Here is a 20,689-nt window from a genome sequence, read left to right as displayed (position 1 = left end):
AAATTAAAATAGCCCCTACCTGTATAACGTGACTCGCTGGGAATATAAGCAATAAATAAAATTCCCAGCGAATGATTTAACTCAAATCGGCACCGTTACTGGCAATAACTTTTTTATACCAATAGAAAGATTTCTTCTTCTTACGAGCTAAAGACCCCTTTCCATGATCATCGCGATCCACATAAATAAAGCCATAGCGCTTACTCATTTCGCCAGTAGAGGCAGAAACTAAATCAATACAGCCCCATGAGGTATACCCCATTACCGGAATACCATCATCGATGGCCTCGGCCATCGCCTTAATATGTTCACGCAAATAGCTGATACGATAATCGTCGTCAATCTCACCTTGTGAGTTAATTTCATCTTTCGCGCCCAAGCCATTTTCCACCAAAAATAGTGGTTTTTGATAGCGGTCATACATCATATTCATGGTGATACGCAGACCGAGGGGATCAATTCCCCAGCCCCACTCACTGGCCTGAATATGAGGGTTTTTCAGTGACTTGACGATATTGGCAGCACTGCTGTTATGTTCATTCATGTCCGCAGATGCACAACGAGAGGCATAGTAGCTAAAAGAGACAAAATCCACGGTATGTTTGAGGATATCGTCATCCCCTGCTTCAGTGGCAATAGAAATGCCTTTCTCCCGGAAAAGTCGTTTGGTGTAAGCTGGATAAGCGCCCCGAGCTTGAACATCAATAAAAAACAGATTTTCACGGTCTTTTTGCAGCGCAGCCCAGACATCTTCCGGTTTACAAGTCCGTGGATAGAAATTCCCCCCAGCTAACATGCAACCAACCTGATTCTCAGGGTTAATCTCGTGCGCAATTTTTGTTGCCAGCGCACTGGCGAGCAGTTCGTGGTGCGCTGCCTGATATTTTACCTGATCCTGATTTTCATGCGGCTCAAACACCAAACCTGCACCAGAAAATGGGCTATGCAGCAGAATATTAATCTCGTTGAATGTCAGCCAGTACTTCACCAACCCATCAAACTCTTCAAAACAAGTGCGGGCATAGCGGGTAAAGAATTCAACCATTTTGCGGTTACGCCACGAACCATATTCAGCAACCAGATACATCGGAACATCAAAGTGGCACAGCGTCACCAACGGCTCAATATTGTACTTTTTACATTCGTTAAAGAGGTCACGATAAAAAGCAACCCCCTCTGCATTGGGGGTCGTTTCATCGCCATTCGGGTAAATTCGACTCCAGGCGATTGATGTGCGAAATACGGTAAACCCCATTTCAGCCATTAGCGCAATATCGTCTTTATAACGATGGTAAAAATCTATCGCTTGATGACTAGGGTAAAACTCATCCTCTCTTAAGCTAAAACGCTTTTCTTGCCCTAATTTCACGGCTAAACGGTGTGGTCCATGAGGGATCATATCCACCGTTGACAGCCCTTTCCCCCCTTCAAAGCAAGCGCCTTCGGCCTGGTTTGCGGCTAATGCGCCGCCCCATAAAAAACCGTCGGGAAATATTGATGCTGCCATTAAGTACCTCTTTAATTTAGTTAATTTTTACTGCACTGTGCGAAACAGCAGGGTCTGCTACAGAGGCAGAGTCCCCTTCATTGTCTTCCACAGGAATATCTTCAAATCCCAACAGTAATGTTGTAATAAATGAAATAACTATCGCCAGAACCATGACACCAAACACCCACACAATACTCATTGGGTTTGCCGGGTCGAAAAATTGTACACTAGTAAATAGCCCAGGTGATGCCATTGAGTGGCTAGCCAACCCACCAATACCCGCCACCGCACCACAAATAAAGCCACTGATAAGGCTGGCGATCAATGGCCGCTTGAGGCGCAATGCCACACCATAAAGTGCCGGTTCAGATATACCAGCAACAATCGCTGAGGCCGCCGCAGCCAATGCGGTTTGGCGCAGTTCAGGGTTCTTGGTTCGCCAAGCCACCGCCAGTGAAGAACCACCAAGAGAAAGATTAGCGCCAATTTCTGACGGCATAACCATCCCTTCTTTCCCAGTCTCGGCAATGGTTTGGATGATGGTGGGGGTAAATACACGGTGCATGCCTGTCATCACCAACAACGGCCAGAGTGCGCCCATAATCGCAACAGAAAGCCAGCCCAGATAGTCATGAACGGTGTACACCAGAGAGGAAATACCACTACCGATCCAGATCCCCAACGGCCCGATAAACATGATGGCAATCGGCGCTGAGATCAGCACAATCAGCATCGGTTTCAGGAAGTTTTTGGTCACCGCCGGTGTAATACGATCGACCCATCTTTCAATATAAGACAACAGCCAAGTCATACAGAGAGCGGGAATCACGGTATAAGTGTATTTCACGGCCGTGACAGAAACCCCCATAAATTCCACTTGCTGCCCCTGCGCCGCTTTCGCCATTAAATCAATAAAGGCCGGATGAACCAGCACACCCGCAATAGCAATGGCTAACGACATGTTGGTTTTGAATTTTATCGCCGCCGAGGCCGCCACCATCACTGGTAGGAAGAAGAAAGCCCCGTCACCAATGACATTGAGGATAATGAGTGTTGATGAACCTTTCTCGAAGATGCCAGTCATATCCAGAATCATCGCCAGCAGTTTCACCATCGAACCACCGATGATGGCTGGGATCAACGGTGACATCGTGCCAATCAGCGCATCAAGTATCCCCGCCCCAATTCGCTTTAACGTAATTTTATTTTTCTGGGGTTGTGTATTGGTGGGCAATATACCTTCAGGAAGCAATTTGATCACTTCCGCATAGGCTGAAGACACATTATTCCCGATAATGACTTGGCACTGGTTTTCATTGCGAACTACTCCCAGCACACCGGTGATGGATTTCAACTTTGCCAGTTCAACCGCACTATCGTCATTGAGTACAAAACGTAAACGCGTCATACAGTGAGTCACTGCTGCGATATTATTCGCCCCACCAATGGCATCGACGATTTGTCGAGATACAGCAGCAAAATTTTTTGACATGAGTGGCAACTCCCCGTAATGACGCACGCCGAGCTAAGTGAACTCTTTGCGGCTTAAGAGAAATGCCCCTTGCCAGCATAAATTCATAATTAGCTATAATATTCATATAGTTATAATTTGGTTACCAACGAAAAATTGTTCATATTGTCATTTTCGACCCAATAGGTAACCGGTTCCACATGAGAATCTTAAAATATGAGGTAAAATTCAATAGGTGAATTTATTCAATTTTAATTCTGTGATAGTGATCGTCATTAGAGGGTGATTTTTCAGTGTCAAGGACATCAGTTTCGCTACAGAACCTGACGAACCCTCGCAACTTCAAGAACGAAAGGTATAGAATAATAATAATTTTCAATGTGTCAGGAAGGCCTATGTCTACAATGCAAGAAGTGGCAAAGAAAGCTGGGGTGTCAAAAGCCACTGTTTCGCGTGTTTTGTCGGGCAAAGGTTATGTCAGCGAAGCGACTAAAGAGCAGGTATTTAAGGCAATAGCAGAGACAGGATATCGGCCAAATTTACTGGCCAGAAATCTGGCCACAAATAAGTCTGAATGTATCGGTTTTGTCGTGACGAATACCCTGTATCAGGGGAGCTACTTTAATGAAATACTTTCTCAGGCTGCGCAAAAGTTAGAAAGTCATGGCCGGCAATTAGTGCTGGTTGACGGGAAACACAGCGCAGCAGAGGAACAAGAAGCCATCCAATTCCTGCTCGATTTGCGTTGTGATGCAATCATAATCTACCCACGATTTCTAACTGTTGATGCCATGGACCTTATTATTGATAAATATAAGCAGCCCATTATGGTGGTGAACAGAAAGCTCAGAAAAAATCATAGCCACTGTATTTTCTGTGATCATCAAGGGTCAAGTTATCATGCAACGCAATATCTTATTGAGCGAGGCCACCAGAATATTGCATTCATTACAGGTTCACTGGATTCCCCCACGGCAATAGAACGCCTTTCGGGGTACAAAGCCGCATTAGCTGCATCTTCTTTGCCGGTTCAGGATGAGCTAATTGTGCAAGGGAAATGGACGCCTACTAGTGGAGCATTAGCGGTAGAGCTGTTGTTAGACAGCAACGTTCCCTTTAGTGCAATTATTGCCAGTAATGATGATATGGCGATTGGTGCAATAAAAAAATTAGATGAAGTGGGAATGAAAGTTCCTGAAAATATCTCCATCATCGGCTTCGACAATATTCCTATTGCACCTTTCCTACGGCCCCCACTATCGAGCATAAAAGATCCTGTCAGCGGTATGATAAATGAAGTTATCAATCGACTTATATCTATGCTAGATGGCGGATATTTATCAAAGGAAAATATATTTCAATCCGAGCTGATTATCAGAGATTCTGTCAGTAATGGGCCATTTTTCAATTCAATGGAGAATAAGTCATCGGTGGAAAATGCTCAGTAAAAAAGGAGCCAAAGGCTCCTTTTAATCAAGTAAACAGTGATACTATTTAACGCGCACACCTTCAACTGACAGAATCAGCTCGACGTCTTGTGACGCTGGCCCCAAGTCCGTGGTGATATTAAAATCCTTCAGCTTAATATTACCGTTAGCTTCAAAACCAGCACGGTAACCCCCCCACGGATCATTACCCTGACCGGTTAATTTGCTTTCCAACGTCACAGGCTTAGTCACGCCATTTAACGTCAGATTACCTACCACAGTATAACCGTCTGCGTTCTTCTTCACTTCTGTTGACTCAAATGTCGCCTGTGGGAATTTACCAACATTGAGGAAATCTTTACTGCGTAGATGCTTATCACGCTCGGCATGATTGGTATCTACACTGTTTGTGTTGATCACGACGTTGACTTTATCAGCTGACGGATCCTTTTCATCGAAAGTAAAAGAACCATCGAAATCGTTAAAACTGCCGTATAACCAGCTATAGCCTAAGTGTTTAATGCGAAATTCGATAAAGGCGTGTTGGCCTTCTTTATCGATTTTATATTCAGCGGCTACGGCGCTACCTGCGGTAAACATCAGTGCGCCTACAGTCAGGCCCAAAAGGGTCTTATTAAACATGCTTAATTCTCCATAATACAGTTGGTTAATCGGTGCTACGTCCCAGCATCCGTTTAAGAGTCATATCACCATCAATAAAGTGATGTTTAATTGCGGCCAGTCCATGTAATAGTGAAATCACAACAACAGCCCAAGCTAGATAAAGATGCACTGTCCCGGCAATATCCGCTTGTTCAGGTAATCCGGTTAATGTTGCCGGTACGGAAAACCAACCAAATATATTGATAGGTTGCCCATCAGCCGTCGAAATTAAATAACCGCTGAACATAATGCAAAATAGAAAAATATATAAAATAACATGCGCCAATATCGCGCTAACTCGAGTTAAACGGCTATAACTCGATAGTGGCTTTGGTGGTGGTGAAATAAAACGCCAAATTACACGAAATAACATCACAGAAAAAAGGATACACCCGACGCTTTTATGTATTTCAGGTGCCTGATGATACCAACCATCGTAGTAGCCTAATGTCACCATCCATAAGCCCAGAGCAAACAGTGCATATACTGTTAATGCCACTAGCCAGTGGATACTAATAGTGACGCAACCAAACTTCTCCTTGGTATTTTTCCAAAGCATAATGATTCCCTTTTGCTCAATTTATAAAGCAATAGTCAAACATTATGAAACATAAAATCAACACTTATTTGATATAAGATATATTTCACCGACAGCCGTCAGTTATTTTGCAAAAGTTTATAATTACTCGGTCAATATAATTGTTGAACTTTACTTAACCTGACATAAGCACAACAAACCAATACATGGCAGCAGCAAAAAATAATGCCATTATAAGAAGCTATAATGGCATTAGAGGCGGTATTTCCTGTACATTATTGTCGGTAAAAAATACAAAATACGCTACGTTATACTGAGAAACCGAGATAAAGATAGATGGCTAAAACAATGCTCGCGGTGGCAATGGCATAAGGCATTTGTGTGCGAATATGCTCGATGTGGTCACAATCTGTTGCCATCGATGCCACGATAGCATCCCCAGATATGGGCGATGTCATGTCCCCAAAAATAGACCCGGCAATTGCTGCACCAATCATATATTCCACAGGTATACCAACCGAAACACCCAGTTGCACACCAATAGGGATCATGATGGCAAACGTTCCCCATGATGTCCCCGTCGCGAGCGACATAATGGCACTGATAATAAAAATAAAACCAATGGAGAAACCGGGGGAAATAACACCAGACGTGATAGCTGCAATATATTGTCCGGTATTAAGATCCGCAGAGACATTACCCATTAAAAATGCCAATACCATAATTGAGCTGATCTTAACCATGCTGGCATAACCGACATACAGCTCTTTAAAGAAGGATTCTATATTCAGAATTCGTCGGCCACAGAACCAAATAAATGAAACGGTTGTCCCGAACATCACGGCGCTATAAACCGACATAGAACCGCTGCCCTTCGTAAAATCACCGTCACCAGTCACATAAAGTGCAACCGGAACAGCAATGACAGTCGATAGGATAGGGATTAGGAAGTTAAGCAATGAATTACATGCCGGATGATCAATGACTTCATCTTCTTCTTTCGCGACATGAACATCCTGTTTACTAACGAAATTTACTTCCGCTTTCTTCATCGGCCCCCAAGTAGCACCAGAGAAAATATAAAATAGCACTGAAGCCAGAGAGAACCATGCCATAAGATTCCACACCATTGATCTGGCAAGAATTTCAAATGGTTGGCCATCAATGTAGCCTTTCGCTATCTGGACACCGATAACCCCCATCATAGCGGCGCCCCACCCATTAATCATTGCCGAGGAGCAAACAGAGACACAGGAAGTTTGAATAATGTAAGACATTTTTTCCGGTGACAGGCCGTATCTTTTTGCCAGATCTTTGGTCGATGCCCCAGCAATAAGTTGGTTAATCGAACTTTCGATGAAAATGATTGAAGTAATCACCATCGCCAGTAATTGCACTGCTTTTTTATTGGTAACAAATTGGGTCTTTTCTGTTAAGGCGCGAACTAAACTTCTCACCCCACCAGTCACGACAATTAAGCGCATAATTCCGCCAATCATCACCATAAAAATAACAGTACGGGTATTTCCTGGAGAAGAGAACGTATCAATAATGCCATTTAACGTCCCACTGATTCCCTGAATAATATTGTGGTCGTTAATGACCGTAAATCCAACAACTATCCCCATAAGTAACGACAGTATGACTTGGCGAGTAAAGATGGCCAAACAAATCGTGACTAATGGAGTTATAATTGTCCACACGCCGTAATCATGCATATAACTACCCTATTAATTATTGTATAAAGGAAAGGGCTTGCTCTGCGTCTGCTATTAAATCATTAATATCTTCGATGCCTATTGAAAGGCGTAGTGTTGTGTCGTATATGCCAATATTTTCCTTTTCTTCTTTGGACATAGAACCATGGGACATTGACGCAGAATGGTTGACCATACTTTCAACTCCCCCCAGAGACTCGGCTAAAACGAAGTAACTTAACTTGGCAATAAAGGTTTTTACCGCCGAGATATCACCTTTTAATCGAATGCTGACGACTGCACCGCCAGAACGCATTTGTTTCTTACATAACTGATATTGAGGATGAGATTCCAACCCAGGATAATGAACATCAAGTACCTTCGGATGTTGCTCTAAAAACTGAGCCATTTTTAAGGCATTGCTACATTGACGCTCCATACGAACATCCAATGTTTTCATGCCCCGTAATGCCAGATAAGCATCAAACGGAGAGGCAATAGCCCCGACGGTGGTTTTGCAAAAATCGAGCTGTTGTGCGATATCCTGAACATTCGTAATCACTGCACCGCCAATTAAATCAGAATGCCCACCAATATATTTACTGGTAGAAAGCATAACGATATCCGCACCGAGGGTGAGAGGACGTTGGTTCCAAGCGCTGGCAAAAGTATTATCCACACAGCTCATGATGCCTCGCTCTTTTGCAACCTGGCACACCGCTTCAATATCAACCAATTCCAACAGCGGGTTCGTCGGTGTTTCAATCCAGATTAAACGGGTATTTTCTTGGATATGGTTATCCACTGCGGCAAGATCATTTAGATCGACGTAGCTAAATGTGGTACCTGATGTTTGTTTGCGCAGCCGCTCAAATAAACGATAAGTACCGCCGTAAACACCTTTCATTACTAATACATGGGAATCTTTAGGAAGCAGTTCCAATATGAGCGCAGTTGCAGCCATACCAGAAGCGGTTGCCGTTGCATAGATTCCGCCTTCTAATTCAGCCAATGCCGTTTCATAGGCGTATCTTGTTGGATTACTGCATCGGGAATAACAAAACTCACCTTCCTCACCTAAATTTGGCTGAATAAAAGAACTGGCGGTAGTAATTGGTGGGAAAATAGCATTATTACCACGATCAACTTGATCTCCTGCATGGATCACCAGAGTTGCAATTGATTTTGTTTTCTTCATTATTTATCCCTTAAATTTTAACGATAGCCAACCGCTCATTATAAATAATGATGCTAGGCTTCACTGTTAAACAGTACTGCTTATTTTATTTAAGCGTCATTATACTGATTATTTCTTTATCCGTTTGTCTCATTGGTGATAAAACTAATTTACATAAATTATTAATAGAGCCTTCTACGTCGCAAGAAACAATACCATCACGCTCACCGACCACGGTGTTTTGCTGTGCCATTAATACTGATTTAAATGCACAAGCTGTTGCAGTAGAGACTTTCATGGCACAACTATTTGATGCACCATCGCAAATAATGCCGCTGATATCACTTATCATATTGCTGACAGCATATGAAATTGTCTGATAGTTCTTGGTCAACAGCCAACTCATTCCTGCGGCGGCCCCCATGGCAGCCGTAGAAGCTGCACACAATGCAGATAGTCGGGTATAACGCATGTGAATTGAAATAGCAGCCAAGTGAGCCAATGCCAGCGCCCGAGCCAATATTTCATCGTCAACGTTAAGGTGTTTGGCAAGTGTCAGCACCGGCATCGTCACCGTAATCCCCTGATTGCCCGAACCGTAATTTGACATCGCAGGTAAAGGTGCCCCCCCCATACGCGCATCTGAGGCTGCAGTCGTATTGATTAACATTTGGCTCAATAAATCAGCACTGATAAAACCGTTTTTTCTGGCTTGTACCAATGCGCCGCTGACGTTCAAGCCATAATTTTTCCTTTGCCCTTCATCAGAAAGTGCCGAGTTGACTTCTGCACTTTTAAGCATAAACATAATGTCTTTTGCGGCAACTTCAGTAATAAATCTAAACGCATCGAGTAGGGAGAACTGAGGTAACTCAGTGCTCTGAATATTATTTGTCATTAAATCATTTGTGAGGTCTTGTTTAATATTATTAATATAAAGTTCAGTGATATTTGTATGACTACCTTGAATAACAACCCGGCACTGTTCGCAAAGGCTATATACAGTAATATCAATAAAAATAAAGTCCTCAGCCTCAAGTGTTTCTAAACGCACATGACCTGATTCATTAAGTCGATAAGCTTCAGCTATTTGTGCTGTAGTAATATCTTTTAATACCTCCAACCCTGCATCCGCATTACCACCAATCGCTCCTATTGCGGCTGAAAGCGTAACACCTGAATAAGCCGTCCCCGGAATAGTGACCCCCATCGCATTTTTATATAGGTTCTCCGATATATTCCCGACAATCTTGACCAGTGGCTCCTTAAGATATTTAGCCGCTACCGCAGCAGCATAGGCAATAGCAATTGGCTCAGTACAACCTAATGAGATTTTCACTTCTTTTCTCAACCAATCGAGTAATTGTTGATGCGTAATTTTTTGCATTTTAAGTTATTAGTGAGTGATTTTATTTATTTTCATCTTATGGTTTTATAGAGAGAAATACTTTTCATTATTTCCTGTTGTTTTTGGCACGTGGAGAATTTTGTTCTCTTTGAGAAAAGATATTAAAAAAGATAAAATACAATAAAAACACTTAAAATACAAATAGATAAATAATCAAAACCCAATAAAAACAACCACCAGTGAGATACTAGTCACAAAACAATAAAGAGAATATTTTCCCCTTTGGCAAACAACTTATCGACCAAGAACGTTTTTCCTGAGGTTTTAAGCGTTAAAAGAAGTCACCATGACTCCAGAACAAAAAAGGCGAGAATATCTGAGTATTCTCGCCTGATATCACAACAACTGCACTTATGCGTTATTTAAATAACCCACGCAAGTTATGCGGTTCGCAACGTAAGTATTGAGGTGCAACTTTAATGGTAGCGCCTAATTTAGCCGCCGCATGCCATGGCCATCTTGGGTCATAGAGAATACCACGAGCCAGTGCAATAAAATCAGCCTGCCCAGTGGCAATGATAGCTTCTGCCTGTTCCGGTTCAGTAATCAAGCCTACGGCCATTACTGGGGTTTTTACGGCTTCGCGAACTTTCTGTGCCAATGGCACTTGATAATTCGGGCTAACAGGGATTTGCTGATCCGGCGACAATCCCCCACTGGAAACATGAATATAATCACAGCCTAACATTTCCAATTGCTTTGCCAGCACGATAGATTGCTCAGTATCCCAACCCCCCTTAACCCAGTCAGTGGCTGAAATCCTCACTCCTACGACAATCTTTTTGTCGATGGCTGTACGGATTTCATGGAATATCTCGAGCACCAGCCGCATACGATTTTCCAACGATCCGCCATAATTATCGTCGCGCTGATTTGATAACGGCGATAAGAATTGATGCAATAAATAGCCGTGCGCTGCATGGACTTCAATCAATTCAAATCCTGACTCAACTGCGCGTTTTGCCGCAGCAACGAAAGCTGATTTTATCTCCGTGATACGCTCAATAGAGAGTGCCTGAGGGATATGACGATCACCAAAAGGCAATGCTGATGGCGCAACAGTTTGCCAACCACCTTGAGCAGTAGGAAGTTCATTGCCCCCAAGCCAGGGTAGATTAGAAGATGCTTTACGCCCTGCATGCCCCAACTGAATACCCAATTTGACCGGCGAGTAACGGCGAATAGCCTCGACCACTGGACGAAGCGCCTGCGCATGCTCATCATCCCAAATCCCGAGGTCTTTATCACTGATGCGCCCTTCTGGCTCCACCGCAGTAGCTTCAAGAATTAGCAAGCTGGCACCAGATAACCCCAAATTACCTAAATGAATCATATGCCAGTCGGTTGGAAACCCCCACTGCGCCGAATACTGGCACATCGGGGCGACTACAATTCGGTTTTCCAGCGTCAACTCACCCAGCTTTGCCGGAGAAAATAATTGGCTCATACATTTACCCCTAGATTGCTTATTCCCGTGCGGCCTGAGGAGACTGCTGCAACGTCCAGTTCAGTACTTGTGCAGCCAACTGATTGCTAGCCAAACCAAAAGCCTCAACAACTTCATTCATTTGTGCGCCTTTAATCGGCTGGCGGATTTCAAAATGGCGGGTCGCAATAATTCGACGGTCAGAAATCCTTACCAGACGGGCATCGAAGCTGATTAGCACTTCACTGCTCCCTGCCTGATATACCCCTTGAAACGCCGATAAATCGCCACTCAACTCAACATCAGCCTGAAGGCTGTCATCGTCACTGCTGACGGCGGGAATACGACCATCAGTGCGGAACTCTTGAATCAGGCGATTACGTACCAAAATAGGTGCAGGGTCAGTCCAACGTGAGTTTTTATAGACCGCGATTTCCTGCCCATCTGGCTGAACAGCAATACGTGAGCTATTAATAAACTGATTGGTCGCGGGTTGCGAAACCCGTAATGACCAGTTGACTGTCGGCGCACGCGACGTATTTGCCGCAGGTGGTACGGGCAATAGATAGACTTGTGATACTGGCGCACTGGGCAAAATAGTACAGGCTGACAGTAACATAACCAGCATTGATGCCGTCAATAACCCTGCACCACGGCTAACAACATGCATTACCTTAAGAGATATCATCGAGGCGTAAACTCCTGTGTTCTTTCACGGCCACGCAGCAGAGCCGCAGGGTTTTCTTCCAAACGAGAAACAGCGGCACGCAATGTCGCTAATGTTCGACGTAACTCATCAACAGCCGGCCCGAGTTCATTCATCCCTTGCATACCATTATTGAGTGATGTCTTATTTTCATTGACCAATTTATTGAGGATGATGCTGGTATTTTGCAGCGATGCCATGGTCTTCGCAGCATCATTAACCAACTGTTTTCCCTGACCATCCATCAGTCCATTAGCATTGCGCAGCAGGCGATTAGTTTGAGTTAACGTCTCATTAGCTTGCTTACTGGCCAGCGCCAATTGTTGCAACATGGTACGAATGTCTTGGCGTTGATCAGCCACCGTCTGAGTGACCAGAGAAAGATTATCCAATGTGGTGATTAGGCGCTGTTGGTTATCCGGTGCCAGCAGTTGATTAAGCCGCACTAAGACTTCATTAGCATTGCCCATAAAGTTCTCACCGTTAGCCAGTAACTGACTCATCGGCGACGGAGTGGCGATAATAACAGGTACTTCGCCATCTTTGCTTTCCAGCATGGGGCTGACCTGACTGCTACTACTGAATTGAATATTTGACGTTCCAGTAATGCCCGCAACCGTCAATCGGGCCTGAGTGTCTTCGCGGATGGGAGTGGATGCAGACACGCGGACACGTGCCCAAACCTGATTAGGGTTATCTCGGTCTAGGCGCAACTGAGTGACTTCACCGACTCGAATACCGCTGTACTGCACAGTGCTGCCCTGAGACAGACCACTCACCGGTTCGTTGAAAACGATATCGTACAATTTGAATTGGCGGTCAGAGCCAGCGCCGGTCAGCCACAGGCAGAATAGCAGTGCGCCACTGACCACAATGAGAGTGAACAAACCAATGACAACATGATGGGCACGGGTTTCCATTTACAACCTCTCTTCAATATTCGTCGTTGCCGCCTGATAAGCAGCCCGGCCACGTGGGCCATGAAAATATGCTTGAATCCACTCATCATCCGTCGCGGCGACGTTATCTAAGGTATCAACCACCAACACTTTCTTCTGCGAAAGCACCGCGACACGATCACAAAGGGTATAGAGCGTATCCAGATCGTGCGTGACCAAAAACACCGTCAGATTCAGTGCATCACGCAAGGTGCGAATCAAACTGTCAAAAGCGGCTGCACCAATAGGGTCAAGACCCGCCGTCGGCTCATCAAGAAAGACAATATCCGGGTCTAATGCCAACGCACGAGCCAGGGCTACGCGCTTTACCATGCCACCGGACAGTGACGCGGGATATTTGCTACCCGCCCCCGGCGGTAACCCCGCCAGCGCCAATTTAACCTGTGCCAACTGCTCGGCCTCAGCCCGCGACAAGCCGGCATTTTCGATTAATGGCAAAGCTACGTTCTCTGTCACCGTCAGAGAACTGAATAATGCTCCTCGCTGGAACAACACGCCAAATCGCCGTTCTACCCTCGAACGAGCTTGACCCGATAACGTCATTAAATCTTGGCCAAAAACATGAATCTGCCCATCAGTTGGACGGCGCAGCCCGACAATACTGCGCAACAGCACCGATTTGCCGGTACCCGAACCGCCCACAACCCCCAGAATTTCGCCGCGCTGGACATCCAGGTTCAAATCTTGGTGGACACATTGTTTTCCAAAGCAGTTCACCAGATGACGAATTTGAATAATTGGCTCTTGCGTCATATGGCTTACCATCCCATTTCCATGAAAAATAGCGCCGCGACGGCATCAAGTAAGATCACGACAAAGATTGAATGCACCACACTGGTGGTGGTGTGCACACCAACAGACTCCGCACTGCCGGTCACTTTGAACCCTTCAAGACAGCCAATAATAGCAATCAGGAAAGCAAAGATAGGCGCTTTGCTTATCCCCACAAGAAAATGCTGTAGCCCGTTGCTGTTTTGCATAATCGACAAGAACATGGTCGGTGAAATATCGAGCGTTAAAGCACATACCACCATCCCGCCGAAAATACCGCAAACCATGCCAATAAACGTCAGCATCGGTAATGAAATCAATAGTGCCAATACCCGCGGTAATACCAGTAACTCAACCGGATTCAACCCCAAGGTTTGGATGGCGTCGATCTCCTCATTGGCTTTCATCAGGCCAATTTCAGCCGTAAAAGCACTGGCGGTACGACCCGCCATCAAAATGGCCGTCAGCAGGACAGCAAACTCACGTAGAAAAGAAAAGACAACTAAATCGACAGTAAAAATACCCGCCCCAAAGGTGGTTAATACCGTGGCACCGAGGAAAGCAATGACTGCGCCGACCAGAAAAGTCAGCAACATAATGATAGGAACAGCATTGAGGCCAATTTGCTGAATGTTGGCAATCAGTGAGGTTATTCGCCAACGAGAGGGCCGAAATAGCGTGCCCAACAGCGTTTCAAGTGTCAGGCCGACAAACCCCAGCAACGACTTGAAATCTTGCCATAAATTGTCAACCGAGCGCCCCGTATTCGCCACTAACTCAAGCCAAAATGCCGGTTTCTTGTCTGATGGCTCTGGCGCGATATCCGGTAAAACCTGACTGACCGTCTCCAATAATACCCGACGTTCCTGCGGCAACGTTGGAGCGAGTTCTCGCAGATGGCTAACTCGTTCCTCACCAAGCAGCAGCGCTAACAACGTCGCGCCAGCAGTATCCAGTGCCCCTAATTGGTTGAGATCAAATACGACACCATGAGGCATATTTGACCGTAATTGCGTGACCTTAGGTTCCAGCGCTGTGTAATGCGCCAGCACCCAATCTCCAATAATCGAGACCCGGGCAGGCTGGGCCGAGCTGTCAATATTAAGTTGTGCTGCAAACTGCCGCTCTGTCATAGAGAAAGCCTTACTCTTTATTGGAATACGGTTTTGACATCATCCACATATCAAAAACCAAGCCACCACCTTAAATAGGTATATCACACACTTTAGTCAGAGTAATGACTAAAGAGTAAGGGCTTAAGTGCAAAATATCTCTGTTGGTTGAGTGCCAACGCTAAAGCAGCTTATTGTTGGCATTATCTCCGTTGATTTTTACCCATTGCGATACTTTTTTCCTCGGCATTGAGAACCAAACAACAATAGCGAGCAAGATTAATAGTGCACTGGCGGTGCCTAATACCAAACTGTGTGAGGCGGAAAACGCGAGTTTGGCACTGGTGAGCAAAGCATCATATCCACCAAGATGATTAATCACCTGAATAGTTTCGCTAATAGAAGCGCTGGCTTGCTCAGTCAAACTGGTGGGTAAATCCTCCGGTAACACAATAGAAGCGGTATAAGCCCGCGATAGCATCAAACCAAAGATAGCCACTCCCAATCCTGCACCCAGCTCATAAGCCATGCCTTCGACCGCCCCTGCCGCGCCTGCTTTTTCAGGTGGGGCCGCGCTCATAATTGCCGCAGTAGAGGCCAATAAAGAAGCCTCTATGCTGAAGCCCAACAATATCATCCAGCCCCATGCCTGATAGATCTGCGTGGCAAAATCTGTCCAAGCTAATCCTAGAAAACTTAATGAACTCAATGCAATACCTGCACTTGCCACCGTGCGTAACCCTAACTTGGCCACCAACCAGCCAGAAAGCGGCCCACTCACGCCACTGGCAATCATTAATGGCAGCAAAAATATACCGGCTTCGAGCGGGCTTTTGCCTAGAACAAACTGTAATTCTTGGGTCAGAAGTAATTCAAATCCCACCAGCGTGATCATCGCCGTCATTGCCATGACCATACCGACTGCAATAACTCGCTGGCTTATCAAACGAAAATCAATCATTGGGGCAGATGTGGATAATTGGTGACGAACAAATGCAAATAACATCCCCCCCCCCACGATGGCTGTCAGCGAGGTCGTTATAGGGTCACTTCCCCCTCGCAGCCCGGCTTTGGCGGCATAGACCAGCAGCAAAATGGCCGTAATCAAGACCAATGCTGGAGCTAATTTCCAAGTCTGTTCAGTGCGTATCGGTTGATCAGGAATGACCAGCAGCGTTGCAATCACCACGGCGATAATAATGGGAATATTGATCAGGAATACCGATCCCCAATAGAAATATTCCATTAATAATCCACCGACCAACGGCCCCATCGCCGCACCTACGGTGCCGATAGCAACCCAAATGCCCAAGGCCATGGCGCGTTCACGTTCATCCGTAAAAATATGGCGCACTGCCGATAAAGTTGCCGGCAGGATCATCGCCGCCCCCACCGCTAAGAAAGCGCGCGCGGCGATCAATACCGCCACCGAAGGTGCCAATGCTGCCGCCAGTGATGCCAACCCAAATAGTATTGATCCCAACAAGGCCAGCCGTTTAAAACCAATGCGATCTCCCAGTGCGCCCATTGGCAGTAATAAGCACGCCATCACTAATGAGTATATATCGATGATCCACAACAACTCGCTGCCTGTGGCAGACAGAGCAATCCCCAGCCGGGGAGCCGCGACATGGAGTACCGTTGCATCAATAGAAACAGGGAGATACATCAGAATAATAACGTAGAAAATCATCCACTTTTTAGACATACAAACACGCTCAAATTGGGCATAAATTAATGTTGAACACATGTTCAACACGGCAATAGTAGCGGAAAGTTGAACTGGCGTCCAATTCACCACATAATGGCGAAAATGCTAATAAGTCAGATAAAGGAGCCGCTTTGGCCTATTTAAACCGTGAAGAGCGGCATGACACCATTTTGCAAGCAGCGATGCGGGTTGCGATTACCGAGGGGATGACTGCGACTACCGTGCGGCGAGTGGCCAGTGAAGCAGGCGTTGCTGTTGGGCAAGTTCATCATCACTTTTCATCTGTTTCGCGGCTACGGGCAGATGCTTTTCTCTTGTTAGTTAAGCACTCACTGGCATCTTTTGTGCTAAACAGCCAAGGCTTACCTGCTCATGAGCGCATGTTACAGGTGCTTGGTTATCCGCAAGATGAAATCTGTCAGCGGGAAACCCGGCTGTGGAATGAAGCCTCCATATTGGCTGAACGGGATGAACTGATTAAAGAGGCTTATGCGGCCTCAATGTCGGACTGGCATCAAGCAACTGTAGAAGTGATACACGCAGGGATTATCAATAATGAATTCCGCTCAAATATCAACGCCAGTGATATTGCGTGGCGCTTGATTGGGCTGGTCTGTGGTCTGGATGGGCTAACCCAATTTACCGAACTCGGCTTCTCGGAAACCGAGATACTGCGCCATATCGCTGCGATGATGGAAACCGAGTTACTCAATAAATCCTCCATCTAACCCCCATTTTTACCACTATCTCACGCTAACGGCTTTTGCTGGAGATACAGGCTATAATGGCAATTTGTCACCTATCATCCCCATCAATTTATCGATGCTGTAACGGGGATATTTTCTTTTGAGAGCCGATTATGACTCAACACTCTACTGTCGCCGATGTTATCTACTACAACGGCACGATTTACACGGCAGATGCGAATAACCAAGTTTGCAGCGCTATCGCCATAGGTCAGGGCTATATTCTGGCCACCGGCGGTGATGAACTCACCCAGCAGTTTGCTTCCCCAAAGACTCGTCTTATCGATTTAGAGGGCAAATTTATGATGCCCGGCCTTATCGACAGCCATATGCACCCATTTTGGGGCGGGAAACAACTGATCGGTTGCAACCTCAATTATGCCGCGCTAAGTGTTGAGCAGACTCTGGATATCATCCAGAAGCATCTTGATAACGACCCATTTGAGGGTGAAAATGACTGGCTAACCGTCCGCGCTTGGCAACGTCAAGCTATGACGCCGGTTGGTGCCGATATGAGCCGCAGCGCACTGGACTCGCTCAATACCCGCCGCCCGATCGCCCTATTCTCTAATGACTGCCATACGCTGGCGGCTAACAGTCGCGCCCTTGAATTACTGGGGATCGATGAAAACACGCCCGTCCCACCAGATGGCAAAATTGCCCGTGATGCGCAAGGCAAACTCACCGGCATTTTGGAAGATGCACCCGCCATGCGTGCTTTCGACAGCATCCCGTCCGCGACACCGGAAAAGAATGTGCAAATTGCCGCCCATGTGCAGCAAGTGCTGAATGCTCAGGGTGTCACCACCGTGATGGATACGCGCGTATTTGCCGAGCAATTGCTGGCTTTCCGCCGTCTGTATGAGCGCGATGAGTTAACGCTGCGGGTGCTAGGCGCCAAAGAAGTGACACCCGACAGTTTGCAGGGGCCAGAAGATGCCGCGCGGGTGGTGCAAGAAGTGGTGGAATTTGGTCGCCAATGGGGCAGTGAAGAATGGACGCCGGCACCGGGTTTTGCCGTTGACCACCTGAAGCTGTTTATCGATGGTGTGCTACAACCCCCAACGATGACCGCTGCGCTACTGGAGCCTTATCGTGCCAACCGAGGCACACCAGACAAACCCGATTGGCAAGATACTGATCATTATGGTGATCTCTACTTTACTGCACCGGTGGTCAATGCTGTGATTCTGGAGTGCGCACGGGCGGGCCTTCATCCTCATACTCACACGGTGGGTGATGGGGCTATCGAAATGGTATTAGATGCAGTAGAACAGATGCGGGCCGCTATGCCGGGTAAAGATATTCGCCCAGGGTTAGCGCATAACGAGCTGGTTGCTGCTCACCAATATGACCGGTTTGCCAAACTGGGGGCCACGGCAGTGCTTTCTTTCCAATGGGGCGGTTTGCCGGGCGTTCTCATTGATGAAGAGCGTGAAATGTTGGGCGAAACCCGCTTCCAGCATATGGAGCCGGCAGCTCGTTTTCTGGATGCAGGGGCGCGAATCGCTTATGGCAGTGACTGGCCCATTGACCGCTTAGATGAATGGTACAACTTGCAAGTGGGTATGACCCGCCGCGCATGGGGTCTGGACGGAAGTCCCGCAGGCCCACGGCTGGATAATGACCGGGATTTGACCTTGATTGAGACACTGCGTTCGGCCACTATTGATGCCGCCTATATGATAGCCAAAGAGCAATATATTGGTTCTCTGGAAGCGGGTAAATTTGCCGATATTATCATTTTGAAAAATAACCTATTTGAGCAGTCGCCAGAAACGATTTACCAAACTCAAGTGGAATCCACACTGATCGGCGGTAACGTGGTTTATCAAGGCTAATAACCGCAAAATAATCCTGTTCTGGCTCACTGACTTATCTCAGTGGGCCAGTAAAATCAGTGTTGCAAAGTCAGGCCAGAAGGAAGTCATTGGCGTTACCGCTACCCTTGTGGCAAAATCCGCTCCTTTGTGTTTTACAGCTGCATAAAAATGCAGCGTAACGGTGCTTGTTTACACCAGGAGATGATAGGGTAATGCCACAAAATATTCAGCTGCGCAGAGTGCTTAAAACCCCGGCGCTCGTCGCTTTCGGGCTTGCCTACATGGTGCCTTTAGGCGTATTCACCACCTACGGACAGGTGACCGTATTAAGTCAGGGGCATTTACCTATTGCCTATCTGGTCACGGTTGCCACCATTCTGTTTACTGCCCTCAGTTATTGTCGGATGACCAGCGCCATGCCGCTATCAGGTTCTGCTTACTCTTATGTGCAGCGCAGTTTTGGTGGGAAAACCGGTTTTCTGGTGGGTTGGGCTCAAATTTTGGATTATCTGTTCCTACCAATCCTTAATTATTTGGTTTTAGGCATTTTCTTGCACGAGGCGTTTCCGGCCATTCCCGCGCCGGTCTTTATTATTGCGTCTATCGTCAGTGTCAGTCTGTTAAATATTCTTGGCGTGCGTTTGCTCACTTCAGTGAATTTCTCACTGATTGCTGCTCAAATGGTCTTTATCGTCTTATTTATCGCGCTTTCTTTCAGTCAGGCCGATTTAAGCCCGGCGGCATTAATGAAGCCATTGCTGGTGGATGCCGGCGACTTCTCAGGCTTACTCTCCGGTGCCGCCGTTCTGTGTTTGGCCTTCCTCGGCTTTGATGCTATCGCCACAATGGCAGAAGAAGCTCATGACGCTAAACGCACTCTGCCACGTGCCATTTTGTTTACCGTAATAAGTGCTGGGGCTATTTTTATCGCCGTTTCTTATGCCGCGCATTTGGCTTACCCCGACTGGAAATCGCTCATTCCTCATCAAGATACCGCCAGCCTGATTATCTCCGAGCACGTCGGCGGTAAGTGGATGTATAACTTCTTTATGGCCACTTATCTGACCGGTGTTTATGCCTCGGCAATGACCGCGCAAACCAGTGTGTCACGCATCTTCTATGCCATGGGGCGCGAAGGCGTATTACCACGTAAAGTGTTCTTCCATCTGCATCGTAAGTTCCACACACCTTGGCGGGCAATTTTGTTCGTGGCGACTATCTCATTGCTAGCCCTGTTCCTTGACCTGAACTTGGTGGTGTCGATGATCAGTTTTGGTGCACTTGGTGCATTCACTTTTGTGAATTTAAGTGTGGTAAAACATTTTATTATCAATGAGAAACGTCGCGGTGCTAGTGCAATGTTCAAATATGGGCTGCTACCGATGATGGGTTTTGTGATGTCGGTATGGCTGTGGGTTCATCTTGAACAACGCGCGCTTGAGGTAGGCTTGCTGTGGTTGCTCGCAGGCTTTATCTATCTGCTCTGGCTGACCCGCGGTTGGCGTAAATCACCGCCTTCAGTTCATCCGGATGATATTTCCCATCTCATGTGATGAAGAATGTTG

The 20,689-nt window shown here is 46.4% G+C and carries 17 protein-coding genes; 4 read left to right on the top strand and 13 right to left on the bottom strand.

Features of this window, described 5'->3' with window-relative positions:
* Positions 1–76: 76 nt before the first annotated feature.
* Both ACIOG0_RS06465 and ascF read right to left on the bottom strand, forming a co-directional pair.
* Positions 77–1,507 carry a 6-phospho-beta-glucosidase gene (locus tag ACIOG0_RS06465; protein ID WP_050140332.1) on the bottom strand — a complete coding sequence of 477 codons (1,431 nt, stop codon included), beginning with the start codon at positions 1,505–1,507 and terminating at the stop codon, positions 77–79.
* A 16-nt stretch (positions 1,508–1,523) separates the two neighbouring features.
* On the bottom strand, positions 1,524–2,981 hold the full coding sequence (ascF, locus tag ACIOG0_RS06460; RefSeq protein ID WP_050101510.1) for a PTS cellobiose/arbutin/salicin transporter subunit IIBC: 1,458 nt from the start codon (positions 2,979–2,981) through the stop codon (positions 1,524–1,526).
* 374 nt (positions 2,982–3,355) lie between these two features.
* Between ascF and ACIOG0_RS06455 the strand changes: the two genes are divergently transcribed.
* The gene (locus ACIOG0_RS06455) at positions 3,356–4,408 is read left to right on the top strand and encodes a LacI family DNA-binding transcriptional regulator (RefSeq protein ID WP_050140331.1); all 1,053 of its coding nucleotides are present in this window, start codon (positions 3,356–3,358) and stop codon (positions 4,406–4,408) included.
* A 42-nt stretch (positions 4,409–4,450) separates the two neighbouring features.
* Here ACIOG0_RS06455 and ACIOG0_RS06450 read toward each other — a convergent pair whose 3' ends face one another.
* The 11 genes from ACIOG0_RS06450 to ACIOG0_RS06400 form a co-directional block, all read right to left on the bottom strand.
* Complete coding sequence (locus tag ACIOG0_RS06450; RefSeq protein ID WP_050101506.1) at positions 4,451–5,029, bottom strand: YceI family protein; 579 nt, start codon at positions 5,027–5,029, stop codon at positions 4,451–4,453.
* A gap of 25 nt (positions 5,030–5,054) precedes the next feature.
* Complete coding sequence (locus tag ACIOG0_RS06445; protein ID WP_128451882.1) at positions 5,055–5,609, bottom strand: cytochrome b; 555 nt, start codon at positions 5,607–5,609, stop codon at positions 5,055–5,057.
* Between the two features lie 287 nt (positions 5,610–5,896).
* Entirely contained in the window at positions 5,897–7,306 is a 1,410-nt protein-coding gene (locus ACIOG0_RS06440) for a Na+/H+ antiporter NhaC family protein (RefSeq protein ID WP_050140328.1), read from the bottom strand.
* A 16-nt stretch (positions 7,307–7,322) separates the two neighbouring features.
* A complete protein-coding gene (locus ACIOG0_RS06435) occupies positions 7,323–8,483 on the bottom strand; it encodes a PLP-dependent aspartate aminotransferase family protein (protein WP_050101500.1) in 1,161 nt (386 codons plus the stop codon).
* 85 nt (positions 8,484–8,568) lie between these two features.
* Complete coding sequence (locus tag ACIOG0_RS06430; protein ID WP_128451884.1) at positions 8,569–9,849, bottom strand: serine dehydratase subunit alpha family protein; 1,281 nt, start codon at positions 9,847–9,849, stop codon at positions 8,569–8,571.
* Positions 9,850–10,228: 379 nt separating this feature from the next.
* Positions 10,229–11,317: an NADH:flavin oxidoreductase/NADH oxidase gene (locus ACIOG0_RS06425; protein ID WP_128451885.1), complete on the bottom strand. Its 1,089-nt coding sequence runs from the start codon at positions 11,315–11,317 to the stop codon at positions 10,229–10,231.
* Positions 11,318–11,336: 19 nt separating this feature from the next.
* Positions 11,337–11,984: an ABC-type transport auxiliary lipoprotein family protein gene (locus ACIOG0_RS06420; RefSeq protein ID WP_050101495.1), complete on the bottom strand. Its 648-nt coding sequence runs from the start codon at positions 11,982–11,984 to the stop codon at positions 11,337–11,339.
* Positions 11,981–12,922: an MlaD family protein gene (locus ACIOG0_RS06415; RefSeq protein ID WP_050101493.1), complete on the bottom strand. Its 942-nt coding sequence runs from the start codon at positions 12,920–12,922 to the stop codon at positions 11,981–11,983. Before ACIOG0_RS06415 ends, ACIOG0_RS06420 begins: the two co-directional genes overlap by 4 nt.
* On the bottom strand, positions 12,923–13,726 hold the full coding sequence (locus ACIOG0_RS06410; protein WP_050101491.1) for an ABC transporter ATP-binding protein: 804 nt from the start codon (positions 13,724–13,726) through the stop codon (positions 12,923–12,925).
* Positions 13,720–14,865 (bottom strand): ABC transporter permease, encoded by a 1,146-nt coding sequence (locus ACIOG0_RS06405; protein ID WP_128451886.1) that lies wholly within the window; start codon positions 14,863–14,865, stop codon positions 13,720–13,722. The genes ACIOG0_RS06410 and ACIOG0_RS06405 overlap by 7 nt, the downstream gene beginning before the upstream one ends.
* Positions 14,866–15,025: 160 nt before the next feature.
* A complete protein-coding gene (locus ACIOG0_RS06400; protein ID WP_072086767.1) occupies positions 15,026–16,552 on the bottom strand; it encodes an MFS transporter in 1,527 nt (508 codons plus the stop codon).
* Positions 16,553–16,686: 134 nt separating this feature from the next.
* Between ACIOG0_RS06400 and ACIOG0_RS06395 the strand changes: the two genes are divergently transcribed.
* The 3 genes from ACIOG0_RS06395 (at position 16,687) to ACIOG0_RS06385 (ending at position 20,677) form a co-directional block, all read left to right on the top strand.
* On the top strand, positions 16,687–17,283 hold the full coding sequence (locus tag ACIOG0_RS06395; protein WP_128451887.1) for a TetR family transcriptional regulator: 597 nt from the start codon (positions 16,687–16,689) through the stop codon (positions 17,281–17,283).
* Positions 17,284–17,414: 131 nt separating this feature from the next.
* Positions 17,415–19,142: an amidohydrolase gene (locus ACIOG0_RS06390; protein ID WP_128451888.1), complete on the top strand. Its 1,728-nt coding sequence runs from the start codon at positions 17,415–17,417 to the stop codon at positions 19,140–19,142.
* Positions 19,143–19,336: 194 nt separating this feature from the next.
* Positions 19,337–20,677, top strand: a complete 1,341-nt coding sequence (locus tag ACIOG0_RS06385) for an APC family permease (RefSeq protein ID WP_050296384.1) — start codon at positions 19,337–19,339, stop codon at positions 20,675–20,677.
* Positions 20,678–20,689: the final 12 nt, after the last annotated feature.

Origin of the sequence: Yersinia vastinensis, assembly GCF_044905075.1 — a bacterium.
GTDB classification, from domain to species: Bacteria; Pseudomonadota; Gammaproteobacteria; order Enterobacterales; family Enterobacteriaceae; genus Yersinia; species Yersinia vastinensis.
Note: the sequence above shows the minus strand (reverse complement) of the source record. Positions and strands in the feature narration are given on the sequence as shown.

Excerpts from the sequence above, each read along its gene's own strand:
- ACIOG0_RS06390 (WP_128451888.1), top strand. The coding sequence starts at position 17,415 with ATGACTCAACACTCTACTGTCGCCGATGTTATCTACTACAACGGCACG.
- ACIOG0_RS06415 (WP_050101493.1), bottom strand. The coding sequence starts at position 12,922 with ATGGAAACCCGTGCCCATCATGTTGTCATTGGTTTGTTCACTCTCATT.
- ACIOG0_RS06450 (WP_050101506.1), bottom strand. The coding sequence starts at position 5,029 with ATGTTTAATAAGACCCTTTTGGGCCTGACTGTAGGCGCACTGATGTTT.
- ACIOG0_RS06445 (WP_128451882.1), bottom strand. The coding sequence starts at position 5,609 with ATGCTTTGGAAAAATACCAAGGAGAAGTTTGGTTGCGTCACTATTAGT.
- ACIOG0_RS06385 (WP_050296384.1), top strand. The coding sequence starts at position 19,337 with ATGCCACAAAATATTCAGCTGCGCAGAGTGCTTAAAACCCCGGCGCTC.
- ACIOG0_RS06435 (WP_050101500.1), bottom strand. The coding sequence starts at position 8,483 with ATGAAGAAAACAAAATCAATTGCAACTCTGGTGATCCATGCAGGAGAT.
- ACIOG0_RS06440 (WP_050140328.1), bottom strand. The coding sequence starts at position 7,306 with ATGCATGATTACGGCGTGTGGACAATTATAACTCCATTAGTCACGATT.
- ACIOG0_RS06425 (WP_128451885.1), bottom strand. The coding sequence starts at position 11,317 with ATGAGCCAATTATTTTCTCCGGCAAAGCTGGGTGAGTTGACGCTGGAA.
- ACIOG0_RS06400 (WP_072086767.1), bottom strand. The coding sequence starts at position 16,552 with ATGTCTAAAAAGTGGATGATTTTCTACGTTATTATTCTGATGTATCTC.
- ACIOG0_RS06455 (WP_050140331.1), top strand. The coding sequence starts at position 3,356 with ATGTCTACAATGCAAGAAGTGGCAAAGAAAGCTGGGGTGTCAAAAGCC.
- ACIOG0_RS06420 (WP_050101495.1), bottom strand. The coding sequence starts at position 11,984 with ATGATATCTCTTAAGGTAATGCATGTTGTTAGCCGTGGTGCAGGGTTA.
- ACIOG0_RS06410 (WP_050101491.1), bottom strand. The coding sequence starts at position 13,726 with ATGGTAAGCCATATGACGCAAGAGCCAATTATTCAAATTCGTCATCTG.
- ACIOG0_RS06465 (WP_050140332.1), bottom strand. The coding sequence starts at position 1,507 with ATGGCAGCATCAATATTTCCCGACGGTTTTTTATGGGGCGGCGCATTA.
- ascF (WP_050101510.1), bottom strand. The coding sequence starts at position 2,981 with ATGTCAAAAAATTTTGCTGCTGTATCTCGACAAATCGTCGATGCCATT.
- ACIOG0_RS06405 (WP_128451886.1), bottom strand. The coding sequence starts at position 14,865 with ATGACAGAGCGGCAGTTTGCAGCACAACTTAATATTGACAGCTCGGCC.
- ACIOG0_RS06430 (WP_128451884.1), bottom strand. The coding sequence starts at position 9,849 with ATGCAAAAAATTACGCATCAACAATTACTCGATTGGTTGAGAAAAGAA.